This is a genomic window from Vreelandella indica, assembly GCF_037070225.1.
GTDB lineage: Bacteria > Pseudomonadota > Gammaproteobacteria > Pseudomonadales > Halomonadaceae > Vreelandella > Vreelandella arctica.
Genome location: NZ_JBANSO010000018.1, coordinates 50,311 through 75,921, shown reverse-complemented (window position 1 = coordinate 75,921; position 25,611 = coordinate 50,311). Strand labels below are relative to the sequence as shown.

Here is a 25,611-nt window from a genome sequence, read left to right as displayed (position 1 = left end):
TTACACTAAGGAGCCACTGATGACGCCAATCATCGCCTTTGGGGAAGCACTGGTGGATATGCTCTCCAGCCGTCTAGGGGCGGCAAAGGATGCACAGGAAACCTTTACGCCCTACGCCGGTGGTGCTCCCGCTAATGTGGCGGTCGCCTGCGCTCGTTTAGGCGTACCCAGCCAGTTTCTAGGCATGGTGGGCGACGATACGTTTGGTCACTTCATCGTGCGCGAACTCAACAGTCACGGCGTCGACACCAGCGGCGTGGTATATACCCGAGAAGCCCGTACAGCGCTGGCGTTCGTTTCCCGGGATGACCAGGGCGAACGCACTTTTGATTTTTATCGCCCACCCGCGGCTGATCTGCTTTATCGTCTTGAGCACCTACCCCACGGTGTCTTTGAGAACCCCGCTATTTTACACCTGTGTAGCAACAGCCTGACCGACCCTGAGATTGCCGATGTCACCCTAGCAATGGCCACCATGGCCAAACGGGCAGGTTGCCTGGTCAGCGTAGACGCCAACCTGCGTCACAATTTATGGCCCGGTGGCGAAGCGGATGCCAGCTTAGTCACGCAGCTGCTAGACGGCGCTGAGCTGCTCAAGCTCTCACAGGAAGAGCTTGATTACTTGCGTGCCGACCACCCTGCGGAGTCGTGGCTTTCAGAGCGGCTAGCGGCAGGGGTAAAAGTTATCTTAATCACCGACGGCCCCAACGATGTCGTACTGAAAGGCGTCGGTATCGACCAGCGAATTGCGCCACCCAAAGTGGAAGCAGTCGATACCACCGCGGGTGGCGACGCTTTCATTGGCGGGCTGCTGGCGGAACTCTCGGCCCACGGCATTAATGAGAATTGGCACAACGATAGCGACTTTCTGCGGCGTGCAGTGGATACCGCCTGCCGCTGCGGTGCGCACGCCGTCACTCGGCCGGGCGCCTACGCCGCACTGCCGACCCGAGCCGATATTGCTTAGTCAGTAAAAACACATAAGCATTAATTAAATGGCGCGCCTGCTTCAGACGCGCCATTTTTTTGTCCGCGCGAGGGGTCACTAAACACCCTGTTAGCTCGTACTTATGTCTAATCTGGCTTGCTTGTAGAAATGTCAGACATTTAATAGACTGAGGGTAATACGGCCATTGACGAGATCCGCCATGACGTTGGACGCTCTACCGCCCCACCAGGGGGGCGCTGAACAGTTAGCGTGCCTACTCGCCCAGGCGCTGCTGACAGGCCATTGGCAGCCGGGTGATACCTTCCCCCGCGAGCTTGATATCGGTAAACACTTTGCGGTGAGCCGCAATCAGGTACGCAATGCGCTGACCAGCCTCTCCGCGGCAGGGCTACTGGAACGTACGGCGGGTCGGGGCACGCTGGTGCGCGAAATGGGCGACTGGCACCTGCTCGACCCGCTGATGAGCGAATGGATGACCGGCCTGGTCAATCTTGACCCTCAGCTGGTACGGGCTATTTACGCCTTTCGTTTTTCTGCCGAACCAGTAGTCGCCGGGCTCGCCGCCCAGGCCGCTGAAGCTGAAGACCTCGAACGCTTAGAGCGCGCCTTTGCGGGTATGGAAAACACCGCAGGCAGCGTTGATGCGCGCGATGAGCATGCGGAATACGACGTTGCCTTTCACGATGCCACCTATCGCGCTAGTCACAATTTAGTCTGGCGACAAATGGGGCATTTACTGCGCCCATCTATCATGGCGTTGATTCATGGCTCTCAACACCGTACTGACACCTTGGACGACAGCCTCGCCCGCCATCGTCAAGTACTTGACGCTATTCGCCATCGCGATGCCAGCGCTGCAGAAACCGCCGCCAGAGAAGTGCTGCGCCGCACCGCCATTGACCTTGGCATTGTTAGCTAACATTACTCAATAAATATTTCCTATCCAAAAGGATGACCGGACATGAAAATTACCAAGCTCAAAACCTGGCAAGTTCCTCCGCGCTGGCTGTTTCTCAAAATCGAGACTGACGAAGGCTGCTACGGTTGGGGAGAACCGGTGATTGAAGGCCGCGCCGCAACCGTTGAAGCCGCCGTGCACGAGCTTTCCGACTACCTGATCGGCCAGGACCCGCACCGAATCGAACACCTCTGGAACATCATGTATCGCGCCGGATTCTACCGCGGTGGCCCTATTCTGATGAGCGCGATTGCCGGTATCGATCAGGCGCTATGGGACCTTAAAGGTCGCGATCTGGGTGTGCCCGTTCACCAGCTGTTAGGCGGCGCCGTACGCGACAAAATGCGCATGTACGCCTGGACCGGCGGCGATCGACCAAGCGACGTGGGCGCTGGTGCCAAGGCCTTGGTCGAAAAAGGCTTTACTGCCTTCAAAATGAACGGTACGCCCGAACTGCAAATCGTCGACTCCCATCGCAAGATTGATGAAGCAGTAGCACGAGTCGCGGAAGCGCGAAACGCCGTGGGCCCGGATGTCGGCATTGGGATCGACTTTCATGGCCGTGTGCATCGGCCAATGGCCAAAGCATTGCTGCGCGAGCTGGAGCCTTTTCACCCGATGTTCGTGGAAGAGCCGGTCGCCCCGGAGCACTTGCCTTGCCTGAAGGATATTGCCGGTGGCCTGGGTTACCCGCTAGCCACCGGGGAACGGCTACACACCCGCTTTCAGTTCCGCGACCTGCTGGCCGACGGCATGATCGACATTATTCAACCGGATATTTCCCATTGCGGCGGTATCAGCGAAGGTCTAAAAATCGCTGCTCTGGCATCCGCTTATGACGTCGCCTTAGCGCCCCACTGCCCGCTCGGTCCGTTAACTCTGGCCGCATCACTACAGCTGGATGCAGTCAGCCACAACGCCTTTATTCAAGAACAGAGCATGGGCATTCACTACAACCAGGGCAACGATGTCCTCGACTACCTGGTCGATAAATCTGCTTTGGCCATTGAAGACGGTTTCTGCGCCATTCCCCAGGGCCCAGGCCTGGGTGTCGAGATCAACGAGGAGTTCGTTGAGGAGCGCGCCAAGGTGGGCCACCGCTGGCGTAACCCGGTTTGGACACATGAAGATGGCTCTATTGCGGAGTGGTAAGCCATGGGATCAACCAAGATGAGTGAAACACCAGAAACAGCACATCAGTTAACCTGGATTGCCGTGGACTGGGGCTCTAGCAACCTGCGCGCCTGGGGGCTGGATCAACACGATGAAGTGATTGCCCAAGCCAACAGCGATAAGGGCATGCTGGCGCTTAAGGCCAACGAGTACGAAGCCGAGCTGTTAAGACTGGTGGGCGGATGGTTGCCCGCTTCCGGCAAAACGGATGTAATGGTGTGTGGAATGGCAGGCGCCCGCCAGGGCTGGCTGGAGGCCGCCTATTTACCGGTGCCAACGCGGCTTGATCAACTTAGCCAGGGGGCGGTGACGCCAACGCTTTCGGGCAATCGGCTGCGTGTTTATCTGCTGCCTGGTTTAAGCCAAACCCGCAGTGCCTCCAGCCACTTTGATGTGATGCGCGGTGAAGAGACTCAGTTGGCAGGCCTCATCGCCAACACTCCCGACTTTTCTGGCCTTGCCTGTTTGCCCGGCACCCACGCTAAGTGGGCTACCCTTGAATCAGGCACCGTTACTCAGTTCACGACCTATTTGACCGGTGAGCTGTACCAGCTATTGGCTAACCAATCGGTGCTAAAGCATTCCGTTTCATCACCTTCTGCGGCCAGTAACGACCTTAACGATCCGACTTACCGTGAGGCCTTTACTTCGGCAGTCAGAGAAACAAACGAAGCACCCGAACTGTTTAGCAGCCGTCTGTTCGGCCTGCGCGCGCAAGATTTACTCGATGGTCGGTTACCCGCTGGCGACACGCGTGGTGCGGTATTGGCGGCCAGGCTCTCTGGACTCGCCATTGGCCTTGAGCTTGCTGGCGCCTGCCGTGAGTGCCCCACCGATAAGCCCATCATGCTGATTGGCAACCAAGCGCTTAGTCAGCGCTATACGCTGGCGCTCAATGCTATCGGCTATCAGACGCAGCATGTGGATGGCGACACAGCCGTGTTAGCTGGACTTCGCCTCGCCCATCACGCGTTAAAATAATTTAAGCATGGAGAAATTGCCTATGTCGCTGCCCCTGATTGGTATTTTACGCGGTGTAACGCCTGATGAGGCTGTGGATATCGCGGAAGCGGTACTGGCTGCGGGTATCACCCAGATCGAGGTGCCGCTTAATTCACCCAACCCGCTGGAGAGCATTCGCCGTTTGGTAGACGCCTTTGGCGATCGCGCAGTGATTGGTGCAGGCACGGTACTTACTCCCGCCCAGGTACGTGATGTTCATGCTGCTGGGGGGCGTTTAATCGTTTCCCCTAACTGTCGGCCGGCGGTGATTGAAGAGACACATAGGCTGGGTATGGCGAGCTGGCCGGGCATTGTCACCCCCTCCGAAGCCTTCGATGCGCTGGATGCAGGTGCTACCGGCCTTAAACTCTTCCCCGCGGTGCAAGTCGGTTTAGAAGGTATGAAAGCGGTGCGTGCGGTACTGCCAACTGGCACACTTCTGTATGCCGTTGGCGGCGCGGGCGTCGATAACTTCGCCGAATGGCGCGCCGCGGGTGTTGATGGTGCAGGCCTGGGTAGCGCGCTATATAAACCCGGCCAAAGCGCAGCTCAGGTAGGCCAACAGGCTCAAGCCCTGGTTGATGCCTGGTTAGCCGGAGAACAATAAGGAGAACAAACAACAATGAATACAGACATGAGCGTTTCGACGCGGCGGGCCGAGTTAGCGATCGATTGCCGCTGCACCTTGGGTGAAGGCCCGCAGTGGGATGCCAGCCATCAGCGCCTTTATTGGTGCGATATTCTTGAAAAGCAGCTGCACTGGCTATCCCCCGCCACTGGGGAAAGCGGTCATTATCAGCTTGATCATATGGTGTCACTGGCGGCACCGGTTAATGATGGAGGGCTTCTGCTAGTGGGTGAAGATCGCTTAAGCCTTTTTGACCCAAGCACTGGCAGTGTAGAAAAGTTTTGTGATTTTGAAGCCGATAACCCGGTCACCCGGAGCAATGACGCCCGCGTGGATCGCCATGGCAGCCTATGGCTTTCCAGCATGGGAAAATCCGCTGAACATGGCGCTGGCAGTCTCTACCGCTTACACCGCGGCAAGCTTACCCAACTGCGCTCAGGCCTGACGATTCCCAATGCTATCTGCTTCTCTGAGGATGGTCAGTTTGCCTGGTTTACCGACACCGTCACCGGCGTCGTGATGCGCTGGGCTCTGGATAACGACGGCTGGCCCGCTGGCGAACCGCAGCCTTGGGCTGACTTCTCCTCTAGCCTTGGGAACCCCGATGGCGCGGTCGTCGATAGCGAAGGCTGCCTATGGCTAGCGCTCTGGGGGGCTGGACAGGTCGTGCGCTTGAATCACGATGGTGACATCATTGGCCGCGTTGAGCTGCCGGTTAGCCAACCTTCTTGCCCGGCGTTTGCAGGCCCTGATCTGAAAACGCTGTATATCACCACGGCACAAGAGGGATTTAGTGCTGAGCAGCTAGCTCAGGAACCCACCGCAGGCTCGCTTTATGTAGCCGAACTCGATATCGCTGGGCTAGCTGAGCCGCCGCTGCGCCTCACTTAAAATCATCAGTAAGCTACCAAAACCACAAGCCCCCGCTAGCGACTGCTAGCGGGGGCTTGTGGTTACGACTTCACCTTCTCGTCATCCTAGATGATCGTTAACCAGCGAAGCTGATATACATAACGATGACTAACACGACCAAGACGATACCGGCCGGCACCGCGCCTTTCCATGGCGTTAGATCCACATCGCCGCTGTGCTCTTGAACCCAATCCGTTTCACGCGGGCGAAGCTTGCCGATAATCAGCATCACGACAACCAGCAACACAAAGACCAACGCCACAAAGTGGAACTCGCTCATGATCTGCGGCAGCAGCGTAAAGGGTGGTACAAAGTAACCGGCAGCAATCAATAAACAGCCACCCACCAGGGCAATTTTAGCCGCCATAGGCGGAACACGCTTGGTCAGCAGGCCAACCAGCACCACGGCCAGAATCGGAATAAAGTAGATCGCGTTCATCTTCTGTAGGTAGCCAAACAGACTCTCTTGGCCTGCCAGCAGGGGCGCGATAATCATCGTAATGATGGCCATGATCCAGCCAAACACCTTACCGGATTTAACTACTTGCTCTTCCGTAGCCTCTTTGTTGAGCACTCCTTTATAGATACCCAGGCTGAAAATCGTGGTGGTGCTGTTAAGCGCGGAGTTAAACGACGACAGAATCGCGCCTACCATGACGGCGGCAAAAAACCCGGTTAGATACGGCGGTAGTACGTTAAACACCAAGTGGCCATAGGCTGCATCAGCACGCACGCCCTGATCGGCATAAAGGTGGTAAGCGATGATACCCGGCAGAACGAGATACAGAGGCCCGAGCAATTTGAAGAGACCGGTTAGCAAAACACCTTTCTGGCCTTCAGCAAGGTTTTTAGCCGCAAAGGTGCGCTGAATAATCTGCTGGTTGGTGGTCCAATAGAATAAGTTGATCAGGAAAACACCGGTAAACAGGGTAAAAAACGGCACCTGCTGCTCAGAGCCGCCAATCGAATTTAGCTTCTCTGGGTTACTCTCTTTAAGGATACTCCAGCCTTCCATGATACCGCTGCCGCCACTCACGGCCTGGAGGCCGAAGTAAACGATCACGAAACCACCGATTAGCAGCCCGACGCCGTTCAGCGTATCCGAGACAGCAACCGTGCGTAGCCCACCAAATAGTGCATACACTGCACCGATAATGCCGACGATCCACACCGTTAACCATAGCAGTGTAGTGGTAGACTCAATGCCGGTTAGTCCTGGCAGGTCCAGCATTCCCTGCAAACCTATGGCGCCCGAATAGAGAATAATCGGCAGCAGAATCACCGCGTAGGCAATCAGGAAAATGATATTGGTGATTAACTGAGTGGTTTTATCGAAACGTATTTCGAGTAACTGTGGCAACGTGGCAATACCACTTTTCAAAAATCGCGGCAGGAAAAAGAGCGCCAGCGCTACCAGCGCAATAACCGCCACCACTTCCCAGGCCATTACACTTAAACCATCGGCAAAGGCAGCTCCGTTCAACCCTACCATTTGCTCGGTAGAGAGGTTGGTCATCAATAGTGAGCCAGCAATCAGCGGAAAGGTTAGCGTGCGACCAGCCAGAAAGTAGCCGCTGGTGCTTGAGTGATCATCGCGGCGCGTAATGCGCCAAGTGATAAAGGCGACAAGTCCTGTAAAGAACAGGAAGGACGCCAGGGTCAACGCGTGCATATTGACTCACCTCATCATCATTATAAGTGGCACGCACGTTACGGTATGCGCGGATTAAAATGTCAGACATATTATTCAGTCATTTTAGACGAGCTGAATATAGCCCCGTTATACACCTTTGGTCTTAGTCGCTCCTTCAAAGCGCCAAGTGGGCACAGTCAGCACATAAAAAAGCCCCGGCTCTGTTCTTAAACATAACGTTTAAAAACATAAACCAGGGCGGCTGCCAGCGCTGCTGCTATTGATACGCAGCGGCAGCTTACTTAATGATGAAAACGCTCGGCTGATTGGCGGGCGAGTTCACGGATACCGTCCCAATCTTCCGCTTCCACCATTGCTTTAGGCGTCAACCAGGAACCGCCGACACACATCACATTCGGCAACGATAAATAGTCATCGGCGTTATCAACAGTGATACCGCCGGTGGGACAAAAGCGTGCTTCAGGAATCGGCGCTCCAAACGCTTTGATCGCTTTAGCCCCACCGCTGGATTCTGCTGGGAAGAACTTAAACCGGCGATAGCCATACTGCCAGCCAGTCATCAACTCAGAAACGGTTGAGACGCCTGGCAGCATCGGTACCGGGCTTTCAACGCCATAGCGATAGAGGGCATCGGTGGCACCGGGAGTTACCACAAAATCAGCGCCGACCTGCTCAGCTTGGCGATACTGGGCCGGGGTTAATACCGTGCCCACACCAATGCTGGCACCGGGCAAGGCTTCGCGCATGCGTTTAACCGCTTCTAGAGCACAATCAGTACGTAGGGTGACTTCCAGTACAGTTAACCCCCCTTCCACTAGGGCGCGGCCCAGCGGGACAGCGTCTTCCAGGCGCTCAATAGTGATGACGGGAATCACTTCGGCTTTTAAGCAGATGCTATCAAGCTCGGCGGTACGTGTAGACGGTAACTGTTTATCGATAGTCATGAGTGAGTCTCCAAGCAAATTATTATTGACTAAGGCGGTTAATTCTCAAGGGCGGGCCTAAAGGATTGACCTTAGGGCGCCCAGTAAATCGCCAGGGGGCAGGTTAAAAAGACACGTATCGGCAATTGACGTACGTCGTCGCCGTTCAATGCCTTGGCCAATACGGCGCGTTTATCGTCGCCGGTAATATGTAGAAAATGACGGCGCGCTTGATGTAAGCGATCCGCTGAGAAGGTAATTCGTGGCTGCGGCTGGCTAGGGGTGCGCACTGCCACCAGCAACTCATCCGTGGCGAGTGCCAGGTCAAGCTCACGGCTATCAGGGAACAGCGAGGCAGTGTGACCATCGCCGCCCATGCCCAGAATTACGACGCTAGCGGGCCACGCCAATGCATCCATTCGCTTAGCGACTTCCTCGACACCTTCTTCAGGCGTGGCAGCATCACAAGTTAACGGTATAAACTGAGCGGCCGTCGCTTCACCCTGCAACAGGTGTTCGCGTACCAGCTTGGCGTTGCTATCGGTACTTTCCTCTCCGACCCAGCGCTCGTCGGCAAGGGTGATGTCAATGCGATCCCACGGCAGTGGCTTGGCCGCCAGCGCCTTAAAAAATGGTACCGGTGTCGAGCCACCTGAGACGACTAACAGAGCGCGCTCTTGATGATTTAAATCGTCTTGAAGGGCTTGAAACACCGCTTCGGCAAGCTGCTCGGCGAGCTGTTGGCGTGCTTGGCTCATATTAATAATCCTCGTACCAGCTACGGCCGTCTTGGGTGATCATGGCGATGGAGGCGACCGGCCCCCAGGAACCCGCCGGGTAACGACGCGGCGGCGTGTCACGTTTTTTCCAACCGTCAATCAGTTGGTCGCACCAGCGCCATGCGTGTTCGATTTCATCGCGGCGAACGAACAGGTATTGCTGCCCTTTCATGACTTCCAGCAATAGCCGTTCGTAGGCATCGGGAATGCGCGATTTCGGGAAGGCACTGTTAAAGTCCAAATGTAGCGGGCCGGGGCGCAGGCGCATGCCTTTATCCAGGCCACTGTCTTTGGTCAGCACTTGGAGAGCGATACCCTCTTCCGGCTGTAAGCGGATGATCAGCTTATTGGAGGCAATATTGCGCTGGTCCGGGTCGAAGATATAGTGCGGCTGCTGGCGGAAGTGAATCACAATCTGCGACAGTTTCTCCGGCATCCGTTTACCGGTGCGCAAATAAAACGGTACGCCCGCCCAACGCCAGTTAGCCACTTCGGTTTTCATCGCGACAAAGGTTTCGGTCTGGCTCTGGGTATTGGCGCCCTCTTCTTCTAGATAGCCGGGTACCGACTGCCCATCGCTGTTGCCCGCGATGTACTGACCGCGCACCACGTCTCGATCTAGCGCTTCGCCCACAAAGGGCTTGAGTGCTTTCAGCACTTTCACCTTCTCGTCACGGATGGCATCGGCATCCAGGTTCGAGGGTGGATCCATGGCGATTAAGCACAGTAGCTGCAGCAGGTGGTTTTGCACCATGTCGCGCAACTGACCTGCCTCATCGAAGTAGCCCCAGCGACCCTCAATGCCCACTTTTTCCGCTACGGTGATCTCCACATGGGAAATGTTGTTCTGATTCCACTGAGTGCCGAATAGCGGGTTGGCAAAGCGGAGTGCGATCAGGTTCTGTACGGTCTCTTTGCCCAAATAATGGTCGATGCGGTAAATCCGCGACTCGGGAAACACCTCGCCAATGGCGTCGTTAATTTCAATTGAGGAGTGCAGATCGGAGCCAATCGGTTTTTCAACCACCACGCGGGACTCTTCATCCAGACTTTTGCTGGCCTGAAGATGGCGGCAAATATCACCGTAAATACGCGCGCCGACAGAAAGATACACCACCATCGGGCGGGGTGACCCCTTTCGCCACTGGCGGATAGCGTCGTACCCGTCGACACTGGAAAAATCGAGTTGCAGGTAATCCAGGCGGGCGAGGAAGCGTTCTAAGCTTTGCTTGTCCTGCTCGCCGCTTTTCAGTCGCTTTTGCAGCGCGTCGTTAACCAGTTGCCGAAACGACGCCACATCGTGCTCTTGGCGAGCCAGCCCCATGATGCGCGTGCTTTCAGGCATTAAGCCTTCACGGTCAAGATGGTATAAGGCAGGAAACAGCTTGCGCATGGCAAGATCACCCAGCGCCCCAAATAGCGCTAAATCGATAGCATTATTTGGATCGCCCAGCGGCGCACCGTGGGAAGCATTGGACTGGCTCATCGTTGCTCCTATTTATAGTTAGTCAATCTAATGTAGTTAGATTACCTAAAACCTACCTGAAAGAAGACATTGTACGCAATAATTTGTGTAATTTTACTACAAAAATTGGGATTATCTACCGTCAACAGCTCATAACATTCTCTCTGCGTCGCTAAAGCGCGAAATGGGCCCGTGACAACAGAGCTATTTCACAAATAATTATCCAAACGGCTTGGTTTTTACAGACTTTTTATGGAAGGCCATGTTCTCTTAGCGCATGCTTCAGAATACTAAATGGCGAGTCAGGTATATGACACCTTTTACACCGTTGTTTCATCGCAGTAGGGATATGTATCGGCACTGGGCCCCTGTCTTTAAAATCATGTCGATTCTCTGGGTAGTACTGGCCCTATTCATGCTGGCTCCCCTGATTATATTGCTTATCGAGCATGATCCCGACGCCCCCGCCTTTGGTATCTCTGTGCTGTTCATAGTGGGGGCGGCCGCACTTACCTGGCTACTCACCTTCCGGGCCACGCTGGAGCTGAAGCCCTGGCAGATGTTTATTCTGACCGCTGCCAGCTGGGTCACCATCAGCGGTTTTGCCAGCCTACCGCTCGTACTTGGCGCACCCCAGTTGACGTTTACCAATGCCGTCTTTGAATCGGTTTCGGCGATTACCACCACGGGGTCGACCATCCTGGTCGGCATCGAACACTTTTCCGATGGCTTGAAACTGTGGCGGGGGCTGATGCAGTGGATGGGCGGCATCGGCATTATCGTCATGGGCATCGCCATCTTGCCGTTTCTGAAAGTGGGCGGTATGCGGCTGTTCCATACTGAATCATCCGACTGGTCGGATAAAGTGATGCCGCGCACGGGTGGTATCGCCAAAGCAACGCTTACCATTTATGTGGCTTTGACCCTGGTCGCGATTGGCAGTTACTGGACCGGAGGGATGACGCTATTGGACGCCACCGTACATGGCATGACGTCGCTTTCCACCGGCGGATTTGCCAACTCCGACGCCTCCTTTGGAGCCTATAGCGGCCAGCCTTGGTTACTCTGGATGGCCAGCTTTTTCATGCTCAGCGGTGCGCTTCCCTTTGTGCTGTATATCCGTTTTATACGAGGTTCAAGCAGCGCCTTATGGCAAGACCAGCAGGTACGGGGGCTGTTGCAGCTGCTGTTTACCGCGGTACTGCTTATTAGCCTCTGGCGGGTTGCTCACGGAGATAACTGGTTTGAGTCGTTGACCCACGTCACCTTTAACGTCGTATCCATAGTAACCACCACCGGCTATGCCTCTGACGATTATACGCTTTGGGGTGCTCTCCCGATGATGGCATTTTTCTACCTCACCTTTGTCGGCGGCTGCAGCGGTTCGACCAGCGGTGGGATGAAAATCTTCCGCCTGCAGATTGCCACCTTGATGCTGCGTAATCAGTTGCACTACTTGATCCATGCCAATGGCATATTTACCACTCGCTACAATCAGCAGCCAGTAACCAGCGACATCTCACGCAGCGTAGTCGCCTTTTCATTCTTTTTCTTCATTACCATCGCTGCACTGGCACTAGGCCTTTCCGCGTTGGGACTTGATTTGGTAACTGCCCTTTCTGGTGCCGCCACGGCGGTTACCAATGTGGGCCCCGGCCTGGGTGACATCATCGGCCCTTCGGGCAACTTCGCCTCCCTGCCCGACGCTGCCAAGTGGCTACTATGTATCGGCATGCTGATGGGACGTCTGGAAATTTTGACGGTCGTCGTACTGCTGACCCCGATGTTCTGGCGCCGCTAGCGAATTACCATGAAGGACGACAACATCATGCCGCTTGGCAAATCAATTAGCAGGTCCGCCTCGCACTTCGTTCGCCGGCTGCGCGCTCCCACGCCGTTTGAAATCCTCATCGCCCTGGCGAGTACCGGCGCTGCGCTGCTGATCGCATGGGGTCTGTACGCCTGGCTGGCACTAGCCAATCTTTCGTTGATCTTTCTTACCGCGGTACTCACCAGCGCTGTTGTGGCTGGGAGCTATGCGGCTTTGCTCAGCGCCCTGCTGGGGTTTCTGACCTTCAATTTCTGCTTTACCGTCCCGCATTTTTCGCTTGCGGTCGAAGAGCAGGAGCAGCTACTGACGCTGCTATTCTTCCTATTGGTGGCACTCGTAGTGGGCAAGATCGCTGGCGATAGCCGACAACGGCTGCTGGAGCTGAGTGAGGCGCGCCTTGCAGAAGAGCAGGAAAGGCTGCGGTCCGCGCTACTCTCATCGGTATCCCACGACTTGCGTACCCCGCTGGCATCAATCATTGGTGCCGCCAGCTCTTTGCGCACCCTGGATGCTCAGTTGACCCAGCAGGATCGCTTCGAGCTGCTGGATGGCGTATTGAGCGAAAGCGAACGGCTAAATCGCTATATACAGAACCTGCTGGACATGACCCGCCTCGGCCATGGCGATATGAAAATCGAGCGTGACTGGGTCGCGTTTGACGATCTGGTCTCATCGGCTCGTAAGCGGCTGGGCAGCACCCTCAATGGCTTGCAGATAAAGCAGCACTGGACTGACGACCTGCCGCTGCTCTACGTGCATCCGGCCCTGATCGAGCAGGCCCTGGTCAATGTGCTGGAGAATGCGGCTCGTTTCTCGCCCCCAAATGGCTGCATCACTATCGAAGCCTGCTGCTCTGGAACTCACAAAGCTGGGAAAAGTGGCTCTGCTAAGCCCAACACTGATGATACACCTACCCTGCTATTTTCAGTCACCGACGAGGGCCCCGGAATTCCGCCAGCGCTGAGCGAACGGGTATTCGATATGTTCGTTACTGGTCATGAAGGTGATCGCAGCCGACATGGAAGTGGCTTGGGGCTGGCGATTTGCCGCGGCATGCTGGGCGCTCACGCAGGGCAGATCCACGCCAGCCAGGGGCCCGCAGGGATCGGCACTACGATCACCATGTCACTGCCGCTACCCTCCACCCGCAAGGAGGCAGACAATGAGCAGTGATCAAGTGCGGGTATTGGTCATCGATGACGAACCGCATATTCGCCACTTCTTGCGCATCAGCCTTGCCTCCCAGGGATTCCAGGTGATTGAGGCCGCCACTGGTCGTGAAGGGCTGGAAAAATTCAGCGCCGGTGCCTCTGCACCCAACGCGGACATCGTGCTGTTGGATCTTGGCCTACCCGATATGGATGGTCAGCAGGTACTCGATGCCATCCGCCAGCATTATGAAGTGCCCGTTATCATCGTTTCGGTTCGCGGGCATGAGGTGCGCGCCACGGCGTACCTGACCCGCAAAGGACTATTCGCCCACGAAGCGATTCCCATTGATGTCCTCATCAGCCCCGAGCAGGTGGTCACCGACCACGTGCGCCGCCTGATTGAGCACCCCGGCGCCCTACAGGTGCTGGAGTTTGCCGGTGGCCTGGTACAGCTGGTGGCGGTGAAAGCGTTTTACGGCGGCCCGCTAGTGGGTCAGGATTTAGCCTTTCTGCGCCGCCATATGCCCAACGTGGATACCCGTGTGTCGGCGATCTACCGGCGCAATCGACCGATTATTCCCCGCGGCGATACGGTCATCGAAGCTGACGATGAGGTCTTCTTTCTCGCCGCTCGCCGCGATATTCGCACGGTGATGAGCGAGCTACGCCGGGTCGAGCGGGATTTCCGCCGCGTGGTGATTGCCGGTGGCGGCAACATCGGCGAGCGGCTGGCGGAGCATCTAGAGCATAGCCATCAGGTCAAGATCATCGAGCACAATCTGGAGCGCTGTACCACGCTATCGGAGCGGCTGGATCGCACCGTGGTGCTCCACGGCAGCGCCACCAGCAAGCGGCTGCTGGAAGAAGAAAACATCGAAGAGTGCGATATTTTCTGTGCACTGACCAACGACGACGAGGTCAATATCATGTCCTCGCTGCTGGCCAAGCGGTTAGGGGCCAAGAAGGTACTGACGCTGATCAACAACGCCGCTTATGTGGATTTGGTGCAGGGTGGCGAGATCGATATCGCCATTTCGCCCCAGCAGGCGACCATCGGCAGCCTGCTGACGCACGTGCGCCGGGGCGACATTGTGAACGTTCACTCGCTGCGCCGGGGTGCCGCTGAAGCGATTGAAGCCATTGCCCACGGCGACAAGCAGTCGTCTAAAGTCGTGGGCCGCACTATTCGTGAGATAGACTTACCCGATGGGACGACGATTGGAGCGATTGTGCGCGGTAAAGAGGTCATCATCGCCCACGGCGATGTGAAGGTGGAGAGCGGCGACCACGTGATTCTGTTTGTGGTCGACAAACGCCGCATTCGCGATGTGGAACGCCTGTTCCAAGTTGGCTTATCGTTCTTTTAAAGACACTTTTAACAGGCGTTTATAGAGTGATTAAATCTCGACCGCGCGACCAATAAATTCAATGGGCCCAGTGGGCAGGCCAGTGGCCGAACCGGTTTCGTCTTCAAGCGTTAGCTCAAACAGCTGGTTATCTTCAAGCGGCGGCAGCTGGTCTAAGCGCATCCGAATGGGTTGGCCTGGCTCCACTAGCCCCAGCGATACCGGAGCCTGCCACTCATCCGCCTTGGTCCAGAACTCTAGCGCTTTGCCTTCAGGCACTTCGAAGGTACCCAGTGGGATAAGCTCTATTTCCTGCCGTGATGATGCCTGTACGACCCATCCCGCAGACTGGGTTTGCGGCGCAAGCAGAACCACCATGTACTCGGGCGTCGTTGGTTCGGTTACTTCATTTGCCAGCATTACGCCCATTACTAACGCCGCCGCCAAGCCAAACCCGGCAGCACCACGCCAAAGGGGCAAGCTGTGTAGCATGCGCCGTGGTCTGGGAGGCACAACAACAGAACCGGTACGTTTATCGGACGCTTCTCGTGCCTTTAGGCTGCGCTCAATACGTGGCCATAAATAATCAGAGGGCGTTACCGGATCGGTGATAGCGGTATAGGGCAAGAAACGCTCTTCCCAAGCCATCACGGCTTTTTGCAGTTCAGGCTCATTGGGTAACCGAGCTTCCAGCGCTTTGCGCTGCTCTAACGACAGTGTGCCTAGCACGTATTCACCCGCCAAGGCATGGTCATCTTCGCGTTCGTGATCATTAGGGCGGGTCATGCCATACACTCCCGTAAGCGCAGTAAACTGCGTTTTATCCAGGCTTTAACGGTACCGAGGGGCGCCCCAGTATGGGCAGCAATTTCCGCGTGACTGAGGCCATCGACATAGGCGTGAAGTACACAGTTACGCCGCTCGGGCTCCAGTTGCTCTAAACAGCTATCCATCCTCTGGCCGGTCTGCCAATCAAAGGCTTCTTCGGCAACATCAGCGTGCTGGAAATGTTCGTCATGATCAAATTCGGAGGGGACATCGCTATCGAAGGTAATTTCACGGTCACGGTAACGAATAGCATTTAATGCCAAGTGACGCGCGACACTAAATATCCATGCTCGCGCAGACCCTTTGTCAGGGTCGAAACTATCGGCGCGTTGCCAAATATTAAGACAAGCATCGTGAACAATATCTTCCGCCATGCCACGATCTTTAACGATTCGTAGTACCACACCTAAAAGCCTGGCACCTTCGTGAATATAGAGTTGGTGCAAAGCGTCATGCTCGCCGCGGGCACATTTAGCCAATACAGCAGCATGATCAAATTCTGAAGACACGTCAGTCAAACCATAGCTCCCTGGTGACGGCACCGACGCCAGTCGTCGTTTTCACAGACAGCATATCCGCTAGGGACTCAACAAACGAGTCCCCAGCGGAATTAGCGCTCCAGTCGACTTATTCAGCCGTCCAGAAGATGTAATCCGCTTGATAGGTGACTACTGCGGTTGCACCGTCATGTTCCATGTCGCAAGCGACGTCAGGAGCGACACCCCCTTGGGTGTTCAAGCGCTGAATATAGCTAACGCCCGTCATTGCGCCTTCGCCTTCAGCAGGGTTGGCTTCAACAAGCTGGAGCGGAATGTTGCCATCGCCATTAGCGGCTGTGGCTAGCTGGGTGCCGGTGATTTTTGAACCGTCCAGCGCTTCCCATGTGGCTGGCGGGCCATAGTAGCTACCTACTTGGCTGCCATCGCTAGCGTTAAGTGCAGCGTCTGGGCCTTTAAATACCCAGCCCATGTTGCCGTCGTCGTTGGTTTCACACATATAGGTAATAGCGCCAACGCCAACCGTTTCGAGGGCGATGGTGTTGCCGTCCGGTACCTGGACATCCGCAGACGTTTCGGCCAAAGCGGCATGACTGAAGGATGCAATCAGAGTGGCGGCCAAGGTAGCGCGCGTTAGATGGTGAAGTGTCATTTCAGTCTCCTAAAAGGGTTGTTATCAGCTGCCTTTAAATGGCGGCTGTATAGGGAATACCCGCGAGAAGACGTTTTGGATGCACTATTTTTAAAAAATAAAAAAACCCTGAGCAAGGGCTCAGGGTAACGAGTAAGAATAGTTAGCAGTGTTCGCTATAGCTTAAGCGGTCTTCTGCATTGCAATGGCGGTGTCCAGCATGCGGTTGGAGAAGCCCCACTCGTTGTCGTACCACGCCATAATCTTAACCAAGCGACCATTTACACGGGTGTGATTGGTATCGAAGGTGGATGAGTTGGCATCGTGATTGAAGTCGATGGAGACCAGCGGCTCGGCATTAACCGCCAGCACCGGCGAATTCGCAGCAGCCTTCTCGACGATGGCATTGATTTCTTCTTTGGTGGTATCGCGACTGGCGGTGAAAGTAAGATCCACCAGCGACACGTTGATCACCGGCACGCGAACTGCCAGGCCATCGAACTTGCCAGCCAGTTCCGGCAATACTAAACCTACCGCCGCTGCTGCCCCGGTCTTAGTCGGGATCATGGAGTGGGTCGCACTGCGAGCGCGGTAAGGGTCAGAGTGGTAAACATCCGACAGGTTCTGGTCGTTGGTGTAAGCGTGCACCGTGGTCATCAGACCGTTCTCGATACCTACTGCATCGTTCAGCGCTTTTGCTACCGGCGCCAGGCAGTTCGTGGTGCAGGAGGCGTTGGAAACCACCGTATGCTCGGCGGTTAGAATATCGTCATTCACGCCGTATACAATGGTGGCATCAGCGTCGGGGCTGGGCGCAGAAATAAGCACCCGCTTGGCGCCAGCAGTAATGTGCTTGGCAGCCGCCTCGCGCTTGGTAAACAGCCCCGTGCACTCCATCACCAGGTCGATATTCATCGACGACCACGGCAACTGTGCTGGGTCACGCTCGGAGGAGATCGCGATACGATCACCATCCACCGTGATGCTCTCGTTGTCATGCTCTACCTTGAAAGGGAAGTGGCCATGCACGGTGTCGTGACGCAACAGGTGGGAGTTCAGCGAAGGATCGCCCAAATCGTTGATAGCGACAACCTGTACACGGTCGCGGTAGCTGTTCTCGTAAAGGGCGCGCAGTACATTGCGGCCGATACGGCCAAACCCGTTAATCGCAACTCTTATTGTCATGATATAACTCCTCAATTAACCAATGGTAGCAAGTGTCGCATTTAGTAAAAAAATTACTAAAAATACGTATTTAAGCGTCATGAGGCTGAAAATTCGTATAACAACGGCCCCAAAAGGCTTGTAAATATCCAATATGTAGTAAAATTACTATATAAGCGCTACCGTAGTCCAACATTAAAAGCTGGTCTTAGAAAGCCAATACAAGTAAAGGGTTCCGCCATGAGTGATGCACAACCGCCCCGCCAAGCTATCCGCACTCTACAAGCACGCAAACGCATTGCACTGATTGCCCACGACGGCAAGAAGGTCGAAATGCTGGAGTGGGCGACCCGCTGGCAAAGCGTGCTCAGCCAGCATGAGCTGATCGGCACCGGCACCACCGCCGGGCGCTTGAAAACCGCGTTGGGACTCGACGTTGAAGGGTTGATGAGCGGGCCGTTGGGCGGCGACCAACAAATTGGTGCACGCATCGCCGAACAGCGCCTTGATGTACTGATTTTCTTTTGGGACCCCTTCTCGCCGCAGCCTCACGACCCCGACGTCAAGGCGCTGCTGCGCTTGGCCGCCCTGTGGAATGTGCCCGTTGCCTGCAATGCGGCCACCGCAGACTTCCTGCTTTCATCGCCCTATCTGGGCGAAAGCTACGAGATGTCGATTCCGGATGCCAACGCTTGGGCCCAGGCCAGAACGGTCTAAGCAGCAAGCATCAGAACGCCCTGTTCAGCGGGTGTGCAGGTGGCGGGCAACCACCTGCAGCCCGCACTCGTAGTGGCCGTCCAAGGCTGCCAACGCGCAGCTCAGCGTCAACGCAGCAATCCGGTCATAATCCTGCAACGCTGAATTGACCGGCTGAGGGAGAAAATCCAGCAGCCGGTGATCGCCAAAGGTGGCCAAACGGATATTGTCTGGCAAGCCGCCACGCTCCAAGAACACATCAAAGACCCCTTCCAGCAGCGTGTACGACGCCGTTACCAGTGCATCGGCGCCGCCCTCCTCATCCAACAGCCGGGCTGCAAGGCGCGCCCCTTCGCTACGCTCATAGCTCACTCCACTCAAGATCAGCGGCACAACCTCAGTGCCACTCAATGCCGCCTGGAAACCGCCCCGCCGTTCGCGGCTGATCGACAGGTTCGGCATTGCCTCCAGCCACGCCACACGTTTGGTTGCCCCACCGATTACCGAGCGAGTCAACGTCTCGGCCGCTTCGCAGTCATTGCTCACCACACTGGAAAACAGCGCGGGATTCAGGCCACGGTCCATGCCCACCACACACCAGCCCTCGTCTACCAGATCGGCGTAGAAGGTGTCGTCGCTGGGCAGACAACTGGCGGTGATCAACACCTCGCAGCGCTGGGCACGCAGCGCCAGGGCGAGTGCTCGCTCGCTCTCTGCACAGTCATCTGAACTGACAATCAGCAACTGATAGCCCTGCTCCCGCGCACCACGCTCCAGGCGTTTCGCCAGCCGGGCATAACTGATGTTCTCCAGGTCCGGCACGATAAGGCCCAGCAGACGGCTAGCCCCACGACGCAGAGCGGCCGCCTGCGGGTCTATGTGGTAACGGTGCTGACGTACTACTGCCATCACTTTCTCAATCGTTGCCACGCTAATACGTCGCTGCTCGGCCTGGCCATTAATCACGTAGCTAGCGGTCGTGCGCGAGACGCCGGCTAGCCGGGCAATATCGGCGAGTGTCATTCGGGTTCCCCTTGGTGTGACCGGGCAGTTTATCAGCAAGTAAGCGGCTACCAGACCAAAGTCTAAAAGCGCGAACCTTGCGTCATGAAGTGAATCGATTCAGCATAGCACTAACACTAGATTCATTGGCAAGGATGAATCACCGCTGAAGGGTCGATTCATCCCACTGGCATCAATGCCATTACCATGATCATTTAACGACGATCACTTATGTACACGCCCTGCACTCGACCCAAAGTACTCACCGGAAGTACTTCGCAGCAACAGAGCGCGTTTACAGGAGAATGCTATGTTGACACTCGGCCCCGATGACATCCTGCTAGGCCGCCACGCGGATAGCTGGCAAACCGCGCTGGACAGTGCCGCTGAAGCGCTGGTAGACGCCGGACTGGTTGAGGCCGAGTACCGTGACGGCCTGCACGCCCGCGAAGCCCAGTCATCGACGTTCCTGGGCAATGCCATCGCGATCCCCCATGGCACGCCAGAAAGCCGCCAACATGTGAAGCAGACCGGCGTCCGCGTGCTGCAGTTTCCCCAAGGAATCGAGTGGCACGACGGTCAACAGGTGCATGTGCTGGTGACCATCGCGGCCCAGAACGATGAGCACTTGGATATTTTGCGCCAGCTCACTCACGTGCTGGATCGTGACGGCGTTGCCGAGCAGTTAGCCAGCGCCAGTTCCGCTGCCGATGTGGCGCGCCTGCTGTCCAAACCGGCGCTTGAGCCACGCTTGGATGCTAATACGCTATGTATCAACTTTCCCGCCCAAGATCCGAAAGAGCTTGCCTTGGCCGCCGCTGCCCGCCTGCGTCAAAGCGGCTGCGTCGATAACGCCTTCATTGCCGCTGTCGCCGCCGCTCAACCCACCTGGTTAGGCAAGGGGTTGTGGCTGGCCAGCAGCTCGCAAGGGGTTAATCAGCCCGCGCTTGGGGTCGCCACGCCGGCGTCGCATACCTTGGAAAGCGCTGGCCACCCGGTCCATGCGCTGATCTGCTTAGCTGCCCACGGTGATGCCCACCGTCCGCTGTTAGAGCAATTAATGGCCTTGCTGGATAGCGGCGCCAGCGACACGCTGCTCACATGCAACAGTGCTCAACTGCTTTCCCTGCTGGCGGGCGAGACCGCAAGCACCCACACCCGTCGCGTTCGAGTGCTTAATCCCCATGGCCTGCACGCCCGCCCCGCCAAGCAGTTGGTGCAAGTCGCCCGCGCCCAGGCAATGTCGATCAATGTGCGGCTGGAAGAAGGCAGCGCCACGCTGGTCTCGGCGGCCAGCTTGACCAAGGTGATCGGCCTGGGCGCTCGCCGCGGCCAATGGCTGGTGCTGTCCGCCGAAGGTGATAACGCGCGTCAAGCGCTCGAGAGCGTGGCGGAAACGATTGAGGCTGGCTTGGGCGAGAAAGTGACGCCCCTTGACGGCGGCTTTGACACCGCGCCCGAAGCCAGCACGACTCAACCGGCCGTCGAGCCACTGGCTGCCGACACGCCCCATACCGGCGTGGCCGCTTCGCCGGGCTTGGCCATTGCCCCGGTGTTTGTTATCCGCCCCATGCAGTTCGACTACCCCGAGCACGCCGATGACGCTGAGCAACAGCTCATACGCTTGAATCACGCCATTAAAGAGGGCGCGGCCCAACTGGAGGCGCTGGTTCGCAATGCCCAGGGCGGCGAAGTCGCCGATATTCTCTCGATGCACGAAGAGATGCTCGTCGACCCGGAACTTCATCACGCGGCCTCGGATGCCATTCGCGAAGGACGCTCAGCGGAAGCGGGCTGGTGGGAAGCGATTGAAACCGCTGCCCACGCCCAGGAAATGCTGGCCGACCGCCTTCTGGCCGAACGCGCTGCTGACCTGCGCGACGTAGGCCGCCGTGTGCTTGGCGTGCTCTGCGATGTGACGCTGCCTGAACCGCCGGATCATCCTTACATTCTGGTGATGGACGATATTGGCCCTTCTGATGTGGCGCGCCTGGATACCTCCCGTGTGCGTGGCCTGCTCACTGTACGCGGTGGTGCGACAGCCCACAGTGCCATTCTGGCCCGCGCGTTGGGTATTCCTGCCGTGGTGGGCGCGGGACAGGCGGTGATGGCACTCAACAACGCCAGCATGATGATTCTGGATGGTGATCGTGGCCGGGTAACATCGCAACCTTCCGAAGAGCGGTTACAGCGTGCCGAGCAGCAGTTGCTCGACCACCAGCAGCGCGAAGCAGCTGCCTGGGAAACCCGCTTTGAGGTTGGTCAAACTCGCGATGGCCACCGTGTCGAAGTCGCCGCCAACCTGGGCAATACCGCCCACGCTGCCGATGCAGTAGAGCGCGGCGCCGAGGGTGTTGGCCTGCTGCGTACCGAGTTCCTATTCATGGCCCATGCCAGCGCCCCGGATTTGACCACTCAGATCGGCGAGTACCGCCAAGCGGTGGAAGCGTTGGGCGGCCGCCCGCTGGTGGCACGTACCCTGGATGTGGGCGGTGACAAGCCGCTGCCTTACTGGCCGGTTCCCCAGGAAGATAACCCCTTCCTAGGGCTGCGCGGCATTCGCCTGGCACTGACCCAGCCCGACGTGCTCGAGACCCAACTGCGCGCGCTGTTGATGGCCAGCAAAGATCACCCTTTGCGCATCATGCTGCCGATGATCAAGGACATTGCCGAGTTTCGGGCGGTCAAGGTGATCTATGATCGCCTGCTGCAAGAGATCCCCGCCTCCCAGCGCGCTACCGATGTGCAGCTCGGGGTGATGATTGAAGTACCTTCCAGCGCGCTGCTGGCACCCAGCCTTGCCGCCGAGGTGGACTTCTTCTCGGTGGGCACCAATGATTTGACCCAGTACACCCTGGCGATTGACCGCGGTCATCCGGAGCTTTCTGCCCAGGCCGATGGCCTACACCCGGCGGTGCTGCGTCTAATCCAGATGACCGTGGCCGCAGCGCATAGCCAAGGCAAGTGGGTCGGTGTGTGTGGTGAGCTGGCCTCGGATGCCGTGGCTATTCCCGTATTAGTTGGCCTGGGCGTGGATGAACTCTCGGTCAGCGCGCGGCAGATTCCTTTGGTGAAAGCTCGCCTGCGCGAGTTTGATTTTGCAGACGCCCAGGCCATCGCTCAGCTAGCACTTTCACAAGCGACCAGTGACGAAGTGCGTGATGCACTGGAGGCGCGCTAATGGCCCGCGTGCTTTGCATTACGCTCAACCCAGCGCTGGATTTAGCGTTTAACCTTGACGCCTTAGTATTGGGCAGCGTCAACCGCCCTACCAGCGCGCAGCTCGAAGCCGCTGGTAAAGGCGTTAATGTTGCCCGTGTATTGGCAGAGCTTGGTCATAGCGTCACGGTCAGCGGCTTTTTAGGCAGCGAGAACGACGCGCCCTTCGCCCTGGCTTTCAAACAGCTGGGGCTGGCCGATGCCTTCGTGCGGGTGCCTGGCAGCACGCGTATCAATGCCAAACTGGCTGAACAGGGTGGCCGCGTTACCGATATCAACGGTCCCGGCATGCCGATTAACGCCACACATTTACAAACGCTAATCGACACGTTGGACGCCGAACTGAGCAGCGCGATGCCACCCCAGGCAGTGGTTGTCGCTGGCAGCCTGCCCCCAGGGCTGTCATTGGATGGTTTTCGCCAGCTTCTGGAGCACTTGAACGCCAGTGGTGCGCCGCTATGGGTGGATACCAGCGGCCCGGCTCTTAACGCCGCCATCGACGCCCACCCGGCGGGCATCAAGCCCAATGAAAATGAACTCGCCGACTGGGCAGGGGACACTCTCGACACGACACCAGCACGCCTGGCGGCCGCCAAGCGGCTACATCAAAGCGGCATCGCCCATGCGCTTGTGTCAGCGGGTGCCGAAGGCGTGCTGTGGGTGAACGCCCAAGGTGCCTGGCACGCCACGCCTCCCAAGGTGACGGCAACCAACACGGTGTGCGCTGGCGATACCTTTGTCGCGGGCATGCTCCACGGCTTACTTAATCAACACGACCCGGAACGAACGCTGCGCTTTGCTACCGCACTCTCTGCTGAAGCCGTACGCCATGTCGGTGTCGGCAACGCCAACGCTGCGGATTTCGACTCACTCCAACAACACACCCGGATACGGCGTCTTGATGACTCCATCACCGAGGGAGCTACGCTATGAACATAATTCTGATTACCGCCTGCCCCAGCGGCATGGCTACCACCTTCCTCGCTGCCAAGCGCCTGGAGCAGGCTGCCCAACGCCAAGGCTGGTCGGTACACGTTGAGATGCACAGTGAAATTGCGCCACTGCAGGCTGCTACTGCTGATCAGATTGCTAACGCCGATTTGATTGTGGTCACCGCCGATTACGTGCCCGCTCCGGAACGCTTCGAAGGCAAGCGCCTGTTCCAGGCACCGATTGCCAGCGCGCTCCCCGACCCTAGCGGTTTTCTGGCCCAGGCCAAGCGTGAAGCACCGATTTACAGCGCGCCTGCAACTTCCGTTTCTACCGCTGCAAGCAGCGCGGGCGGCAAGAAAATTGTCGCGGTCACCGCCTGTCCTACCGGCGTCGCCCACACCTTTATGGCCGCCGAAGCGCTCTCGGAAGCAGGTAAAGCCATGGGCCACGCCATTCGCGTGGAAACTCAAGGCTCGGTGGGCGCACAAGACAAATTAACGGAAGAAGAGATAGCTCAGGCCGATGTGGTGCTACTAGCTTGCGATATCGACGTTGATCCGTCGAGGTTTGCAGGCAAGCGCATCTACCGCACGTCTACCGGCAACGCGCTGAAAAAGCCGCGCCCCACCATTGAAGCCGCGCTGGAAAACGCGGCACTGGAAAATAGCGGTTCGGCCAAGACCGCTAGCGACAATAAGAGCGTCAAAGAGAAAGGCGTTTATAAGCACCTGCTCACCGGCGTTTCCTTTATGCTGCCGATGGTCGTGGCGGGGGGCCTGCTGATTGCACTCTCTTTTGTGTTTGGCATTGAAGCGTTTGAGCAGGAAGGCACCCTGGCCGCTGCACTAATGCAAATCGGTGGTGGCACCGCCTTTGCGCTGATGATTCCGGTACTGGCAGGTTATATCGCTTACTCTATTGCCGATCGCCCCGGCATCGCACCGGGTATGATTGGCGGCATGCTGGCGTCCAATATCGGCTCCGGCTTTATCGGCGGTATCTTGGCTGGCTTCCTGGCGGGCTATGTGGCGCTGGCGGTTACTCGCTATGTCAAACTGCCCTCCAGCGTTGAATCTCTGAAGCCGATTCTGATCATTCCGCTGGTCGCCAGCTTGGTTACCGGCCTGACAATGATCTACGTGATTGGGGAACCGGTCGCGGCACTGCTTAGCGCCCTCACCAACTTCCTGGAATCCATGGGCTCCACCAATGCGGTACTGCTGGGTATTCTGCTGGGTGCAATGATGTGCTTTGACCTGGGTGGCCCGGTCAACAAAGCCGCGTACACCTTTGGCGTGGGCCTGCTCGCCTCAGAAACGTACGGCCCCATGGCGGCGATTATGGCGGCGGGTATGGTACCTGCCATTGGTATGGGGATTGCCAGCTTCGTCGCGCGCAACAAGTTCTCGGCACCGGAGCGCGAAGCGGGTAAAGCCTCATTCGTGCTGGGCCTCTGCTTTATCAGTGAAGGCGCGATCCCCTTTGCGGCGAAAGATCCGCTGCGGGTCATTCCGGCCTGTATCGCGGGCGGGGCACTCACCGGCGCGCTCTCGATGCTGGTGGGTGCGAAGCTAATGGCGCCCCATGGCGGTATCTTCGTACTGCTGATCCCCAACGCCATTACCCCGGCGCTGCTCTACCTGGGCGCTATTATAGCGGGCTCACTGGTTACCGGGTTAGGCTATGCGTTTATCAAACGCGGCGCGGCTCAAGTAGCGGTGGCTACCTAACGGCTGACCCTACCCTGTGTGGGCAGGCACGATTGCCTGCCCACACAAATACGTAGCTTTACGCAGTTAATGCAAGTCTAGTCATACTAGTCATAAATGCCTTCTACTCCTCGCCGCTTTTTATGTAGTATTTTTACATA

22 protein-coding genes are annotated in these 25,611 nt (G+C 57.1%); 13 read left to right on the top strand and 9 right to left on the bottom strand.

Annotated features, from left to right (window positions below):
* The first annotated feature begins 19 nt into the window (after positions 1-19).
* From V8L71_RS13510 to V8L71_RS13485, 6 genes are all read left to right on the top strand, one after another.
* Positions 20-967, top strand: coding sequence for a carbohydrate kinase family protein (locus V8L71_RS13510; protein WP_336274423.1), 948 nt, complete (start codon positions 20-22; stop codon positions 965-967).
* 181 nt (positions 968-1,148) lie between these two features.
* Positions 1,149-1,868, top strand: coding sequence for a FadR/GntR family transcriptional regulator (locus V8L71_RS13505; protein WP_336274422.1), 720 nt, complete (start codon positions 1,149-1,151; stop codon positions 1,866-1,868).
* 42 nt (positions 1,869-1,910) lie between these two features.
* Complete coding sequence (gene dgoD, locus V8L71_RS13500; RefSeq protein ID WP_336274421.1) at positions 1,911-3,059, top strand: galactonate dehydratase; 1,149 nt, start codon at positions 1,911-1,913, stop codon at positions 3,057-3,059.
* Positions 3,060-3,062: 3 nt separating this feature from the next.
* Entirely contained in the window at positions 3,063-4,061 is a 999-nt protein-coding gene (locus V8L71_RS13495; RefSeq protein WP_336274420.1) for a 2-dehydro-3-deoxygalactonokinase, read from the top strand.
* A 22-nt stretch (positions 4,062-4,083) separates the two neighbouring features.
* Entirely contained in the window at positions 4,084-4,689 is a 606-nt protein-coding gene (locus V8L71_RS13490; RefSeq protein ID WP_336274419.1) for a 2-dehydro-3-deoxy-6-phosphogalactonate aldolase, read from the top strand.
* 27 nt (positions 4,690-4,716) lie between these two features.
* Entirely contained in the window at positions 4,717-5,601 is an 885-nt protein-coding gene (locus tag V8L71_RS13485) for an SMP-30/gluconolactonase/LRE family protein (RefSeq protein WP_336274418.1), read from the top strand.
* 97 nt (positions 5,602-5,698) lie between these two features.
* Here the strand turns inward: V8L71_RS13485 and V8L71_RS13480 are convergent, their stop codons facing one another.
* The 4 genes from V8L71_RS13480 to zwf form a co-directional block, all read right to left on the bottom strand.
* Complete coding sequence (locus V8L71_RS13480) at positions 5,699-7,294, bottom strand: solute:sodium symporter family transporter (RefSeq protein ID WP_336274417.1); 1,596 nt, start codon at positions 7,292-7,294, stop codon at positions 5,699-5,701.
* Positions 7,295-7,557: 263 nt separating this feature from the next.
* On the bottom strand, positions 7,558-8,220 hold the full coding sequence (locus V8L71_RS13475) for a bifunctional 4-hydroxy-2-oxoglutarate aldolase/2-dehydro-3-deoxy-phosphogluconate aldolase (protein ID WP_008956979.1): 663 nt from the start codon (positions 8,218-8,220) through the stop codon (positions 7,558-7,560).
* 71 nt (positions 8,221-8,291) lie between these two features.
* Complete coding sequence (gene pgl, locus V8L71_RS13470) at positions 8,292-8,957, bottom strand: 6-phosphogluconolactonase (protein WP_336274416.1); 666 nt, start codon at positions 8,955-8,957, stop codon at positions 8,292-8,294.
* Between the two features lies 1 nt (position 8,958).
* On the bottom strand, positions 8,959-10,464 hold the full coding sequence (gene zwf / locus V8L71_RS13465) for a glucose-6-phosphate dehydrogenase (protein ID WP_336274415.1): 1,506 nt from the start codon (positions 10,462-10,464) through the stop codon (positions 8,959-8,961).
* 289 nt (positions 10,465-10,753) lie between these two features.
* Between zwf and V8L71_RS13460 the strand changes: the two genes are divergently transcribed.
* Genes V8L71_RS13460 through trkA form a run of 3 tightly spaced genes read left to right on the top strand, consistent with a single transcriptional unit; the run spans position 10,754 to position 14,792 of the window.
* Positions 10,754-12,244: a TrkH family potassium uptake protein gene (locus tag V8L71_RS13460; protein ID WP_336274414.1), complete on the top strand. Its 1,491-nt coding sequence runs from the start codon at positions 10,754-10,756 to the stop codon at positions 12,242-12,244.
* 9 nt (positions 12,245-12,253) lie between these two features.
* Complete coding sequence (locus V8L71_RS13455; protein ID WP_336274413.1) at positions 12,254-13,447, top strand: sensor histidine kinase; 1,194 nt, start codon at positions 12,254-12,256, stop codon at positions 13,445-13,447.
* Positions 13,437-14,792 carry a Trk system potassium transporter TrkA gene (trkA, locus tag V8L71_RS13450; RefSeq protein ID WP_336274412.1) on the top strand — a complete coding sequence of 452 codons (1,356 nt, stop codon included), beginning with the start codon at positions 13,437-13,439 and terminating at the stop codon, positions 14,790-14,792. The genes V8L71_RS13455 and trkA overlap by 11 nt, the downstream gene beginning before the upstream one ends.
* 30 nt (positions 14,793-14,822) lie before the next feature.
* On the opposite strand, the gene V8L71_RS13445 is transcribed toward trkA, so the two are convergent.
* The 4 genes from V8L71_RS13445 to gap form a co-directional block, all read right to left on the bottom strand.
* A complete protein-coding gene (locus V8L71_RS13445; protein ID WP_336274411.1) occupies positions 14,823-15,557 on the bottom strand; it encodes an anti-sigma factor in 735 nt (244 codons plus the stop codon).
* Positions 15,554-16,108 (bottom strand): sigma-70 family RNA polymerase sigma factor, encoded by a 555-nt coding sequence (locus V8L71_RS13440; protein WP_336274450.1) that lies wholly within the window; start codon positions 16,106-16,108, stop codon positions 15,554-15,556. Before V8L71_RS13440 ends, V8L71_RS13445 begins: the two co-directional genes overlap by 4 nt.
* Before the next feature lie 118 nt (positions 16,109-16,226).
* A complete protein-coding gene (locus V8L71_RS13435; RefSeq protein ID WP_336274410.1) occupies positions 16,227-16,748 on the bottom strand; it encodes a DUF3455 domain-containing protein in 522 nt (173 codons plus the stop codon).
* A gap of 162 nt (positions 16,749-16,910) precedes the next feature.
* Positions 16,911-17,912, bottom strand: a complete 1,002-nt coding sequence (gap, locus tag V8L71_RS13430; protein WP_008956989.1) for a type I glyceraldehyde-3-phosphate dehydrogenase — start codon at positions 17,910-17,912, stop codon at positions 16,911-16,913.
* Between the two features lie 219 nt (positions 17,913-18,131).
* On the opposite strand from gap, the gene V8L71_RS13425 reads away from it, so the two are divergent.
* Complete coding sequence (locus tag V8L71_RS13425) at positions 18,132-18,608, top strand: methylglyoxal synthase (RefSeq protein WP_336274409.1); 477 nt, start codon at positions 18,132-18,134, stop codon at positions 18,606-18,608.
* Positions 18,609-18,632: 24 nt separating this feature from the next.
* Here V8L71_RS13425 and cra read toward each other — a convergent pair whose 3' ends face one another.
* A complete protein-coding gene (gene cra / locus V8L71_RS13420; RefSeq protein WP_336274408.1) occupies positions 18,633-19,610 on the bottom strand; it encodes a catabolite repressor/activator in 978 nt (325 codons plus the stop codon).
* Positions 19,611-19,899: 289 nt separating this feature from the next.
* Here cra and ptsP point away from each other — a divergent pair, with 289 nt between their 5' ends.
* The 3 genes from ptsP to V8L71_RS13405 are packed head-to-tail and all read left to right on the top strand — an operon-like array spanning position 19,900 to position 25,471.
* Positions 19,900-22,770 carry a phosphoenolpyruvate--protein phosphotransferase gene (ptsP, locus tag V8L71_RS13415; protein ID WP_336274407.1) on the top strand — a complete coding sequence of 957 codons (2,871 nt, stop codon included), beginning with the start codon at positions 19,900-19,902 and terminating at the stop codon, positions 22,768-22,770.
* Positions 22,770-23,741 (top strand): 1-phosphofructokinase, encoded by a 972-nt coding sequence (pfkB, locus tag V8L71_RS13410; protein WP_336274406.1) that lies wholly within the window; start codon positions 22,770-22,772, stop codon positions 23,739-23,741. The genes ptsP and pfkB overlap by 1 nt, the downstream gene beginning before the upstream one ends.
* Positions 23,738-25,471, top strand: coding sequence for a PTS fructose-like transporter subunit IIB (locus V8L71_RS13405; protein ID WP_336274405.1), 1,734 nt, complete (start codon positions 23,738-23,740; stop codon positions 25,469-25,471). Before pfkB ends, V8L71_RS13405 begins: the two co-directional genes overlap by 4 nt.
* Positions 25,472-25,611: the final 140 nt, after the last annotated feature.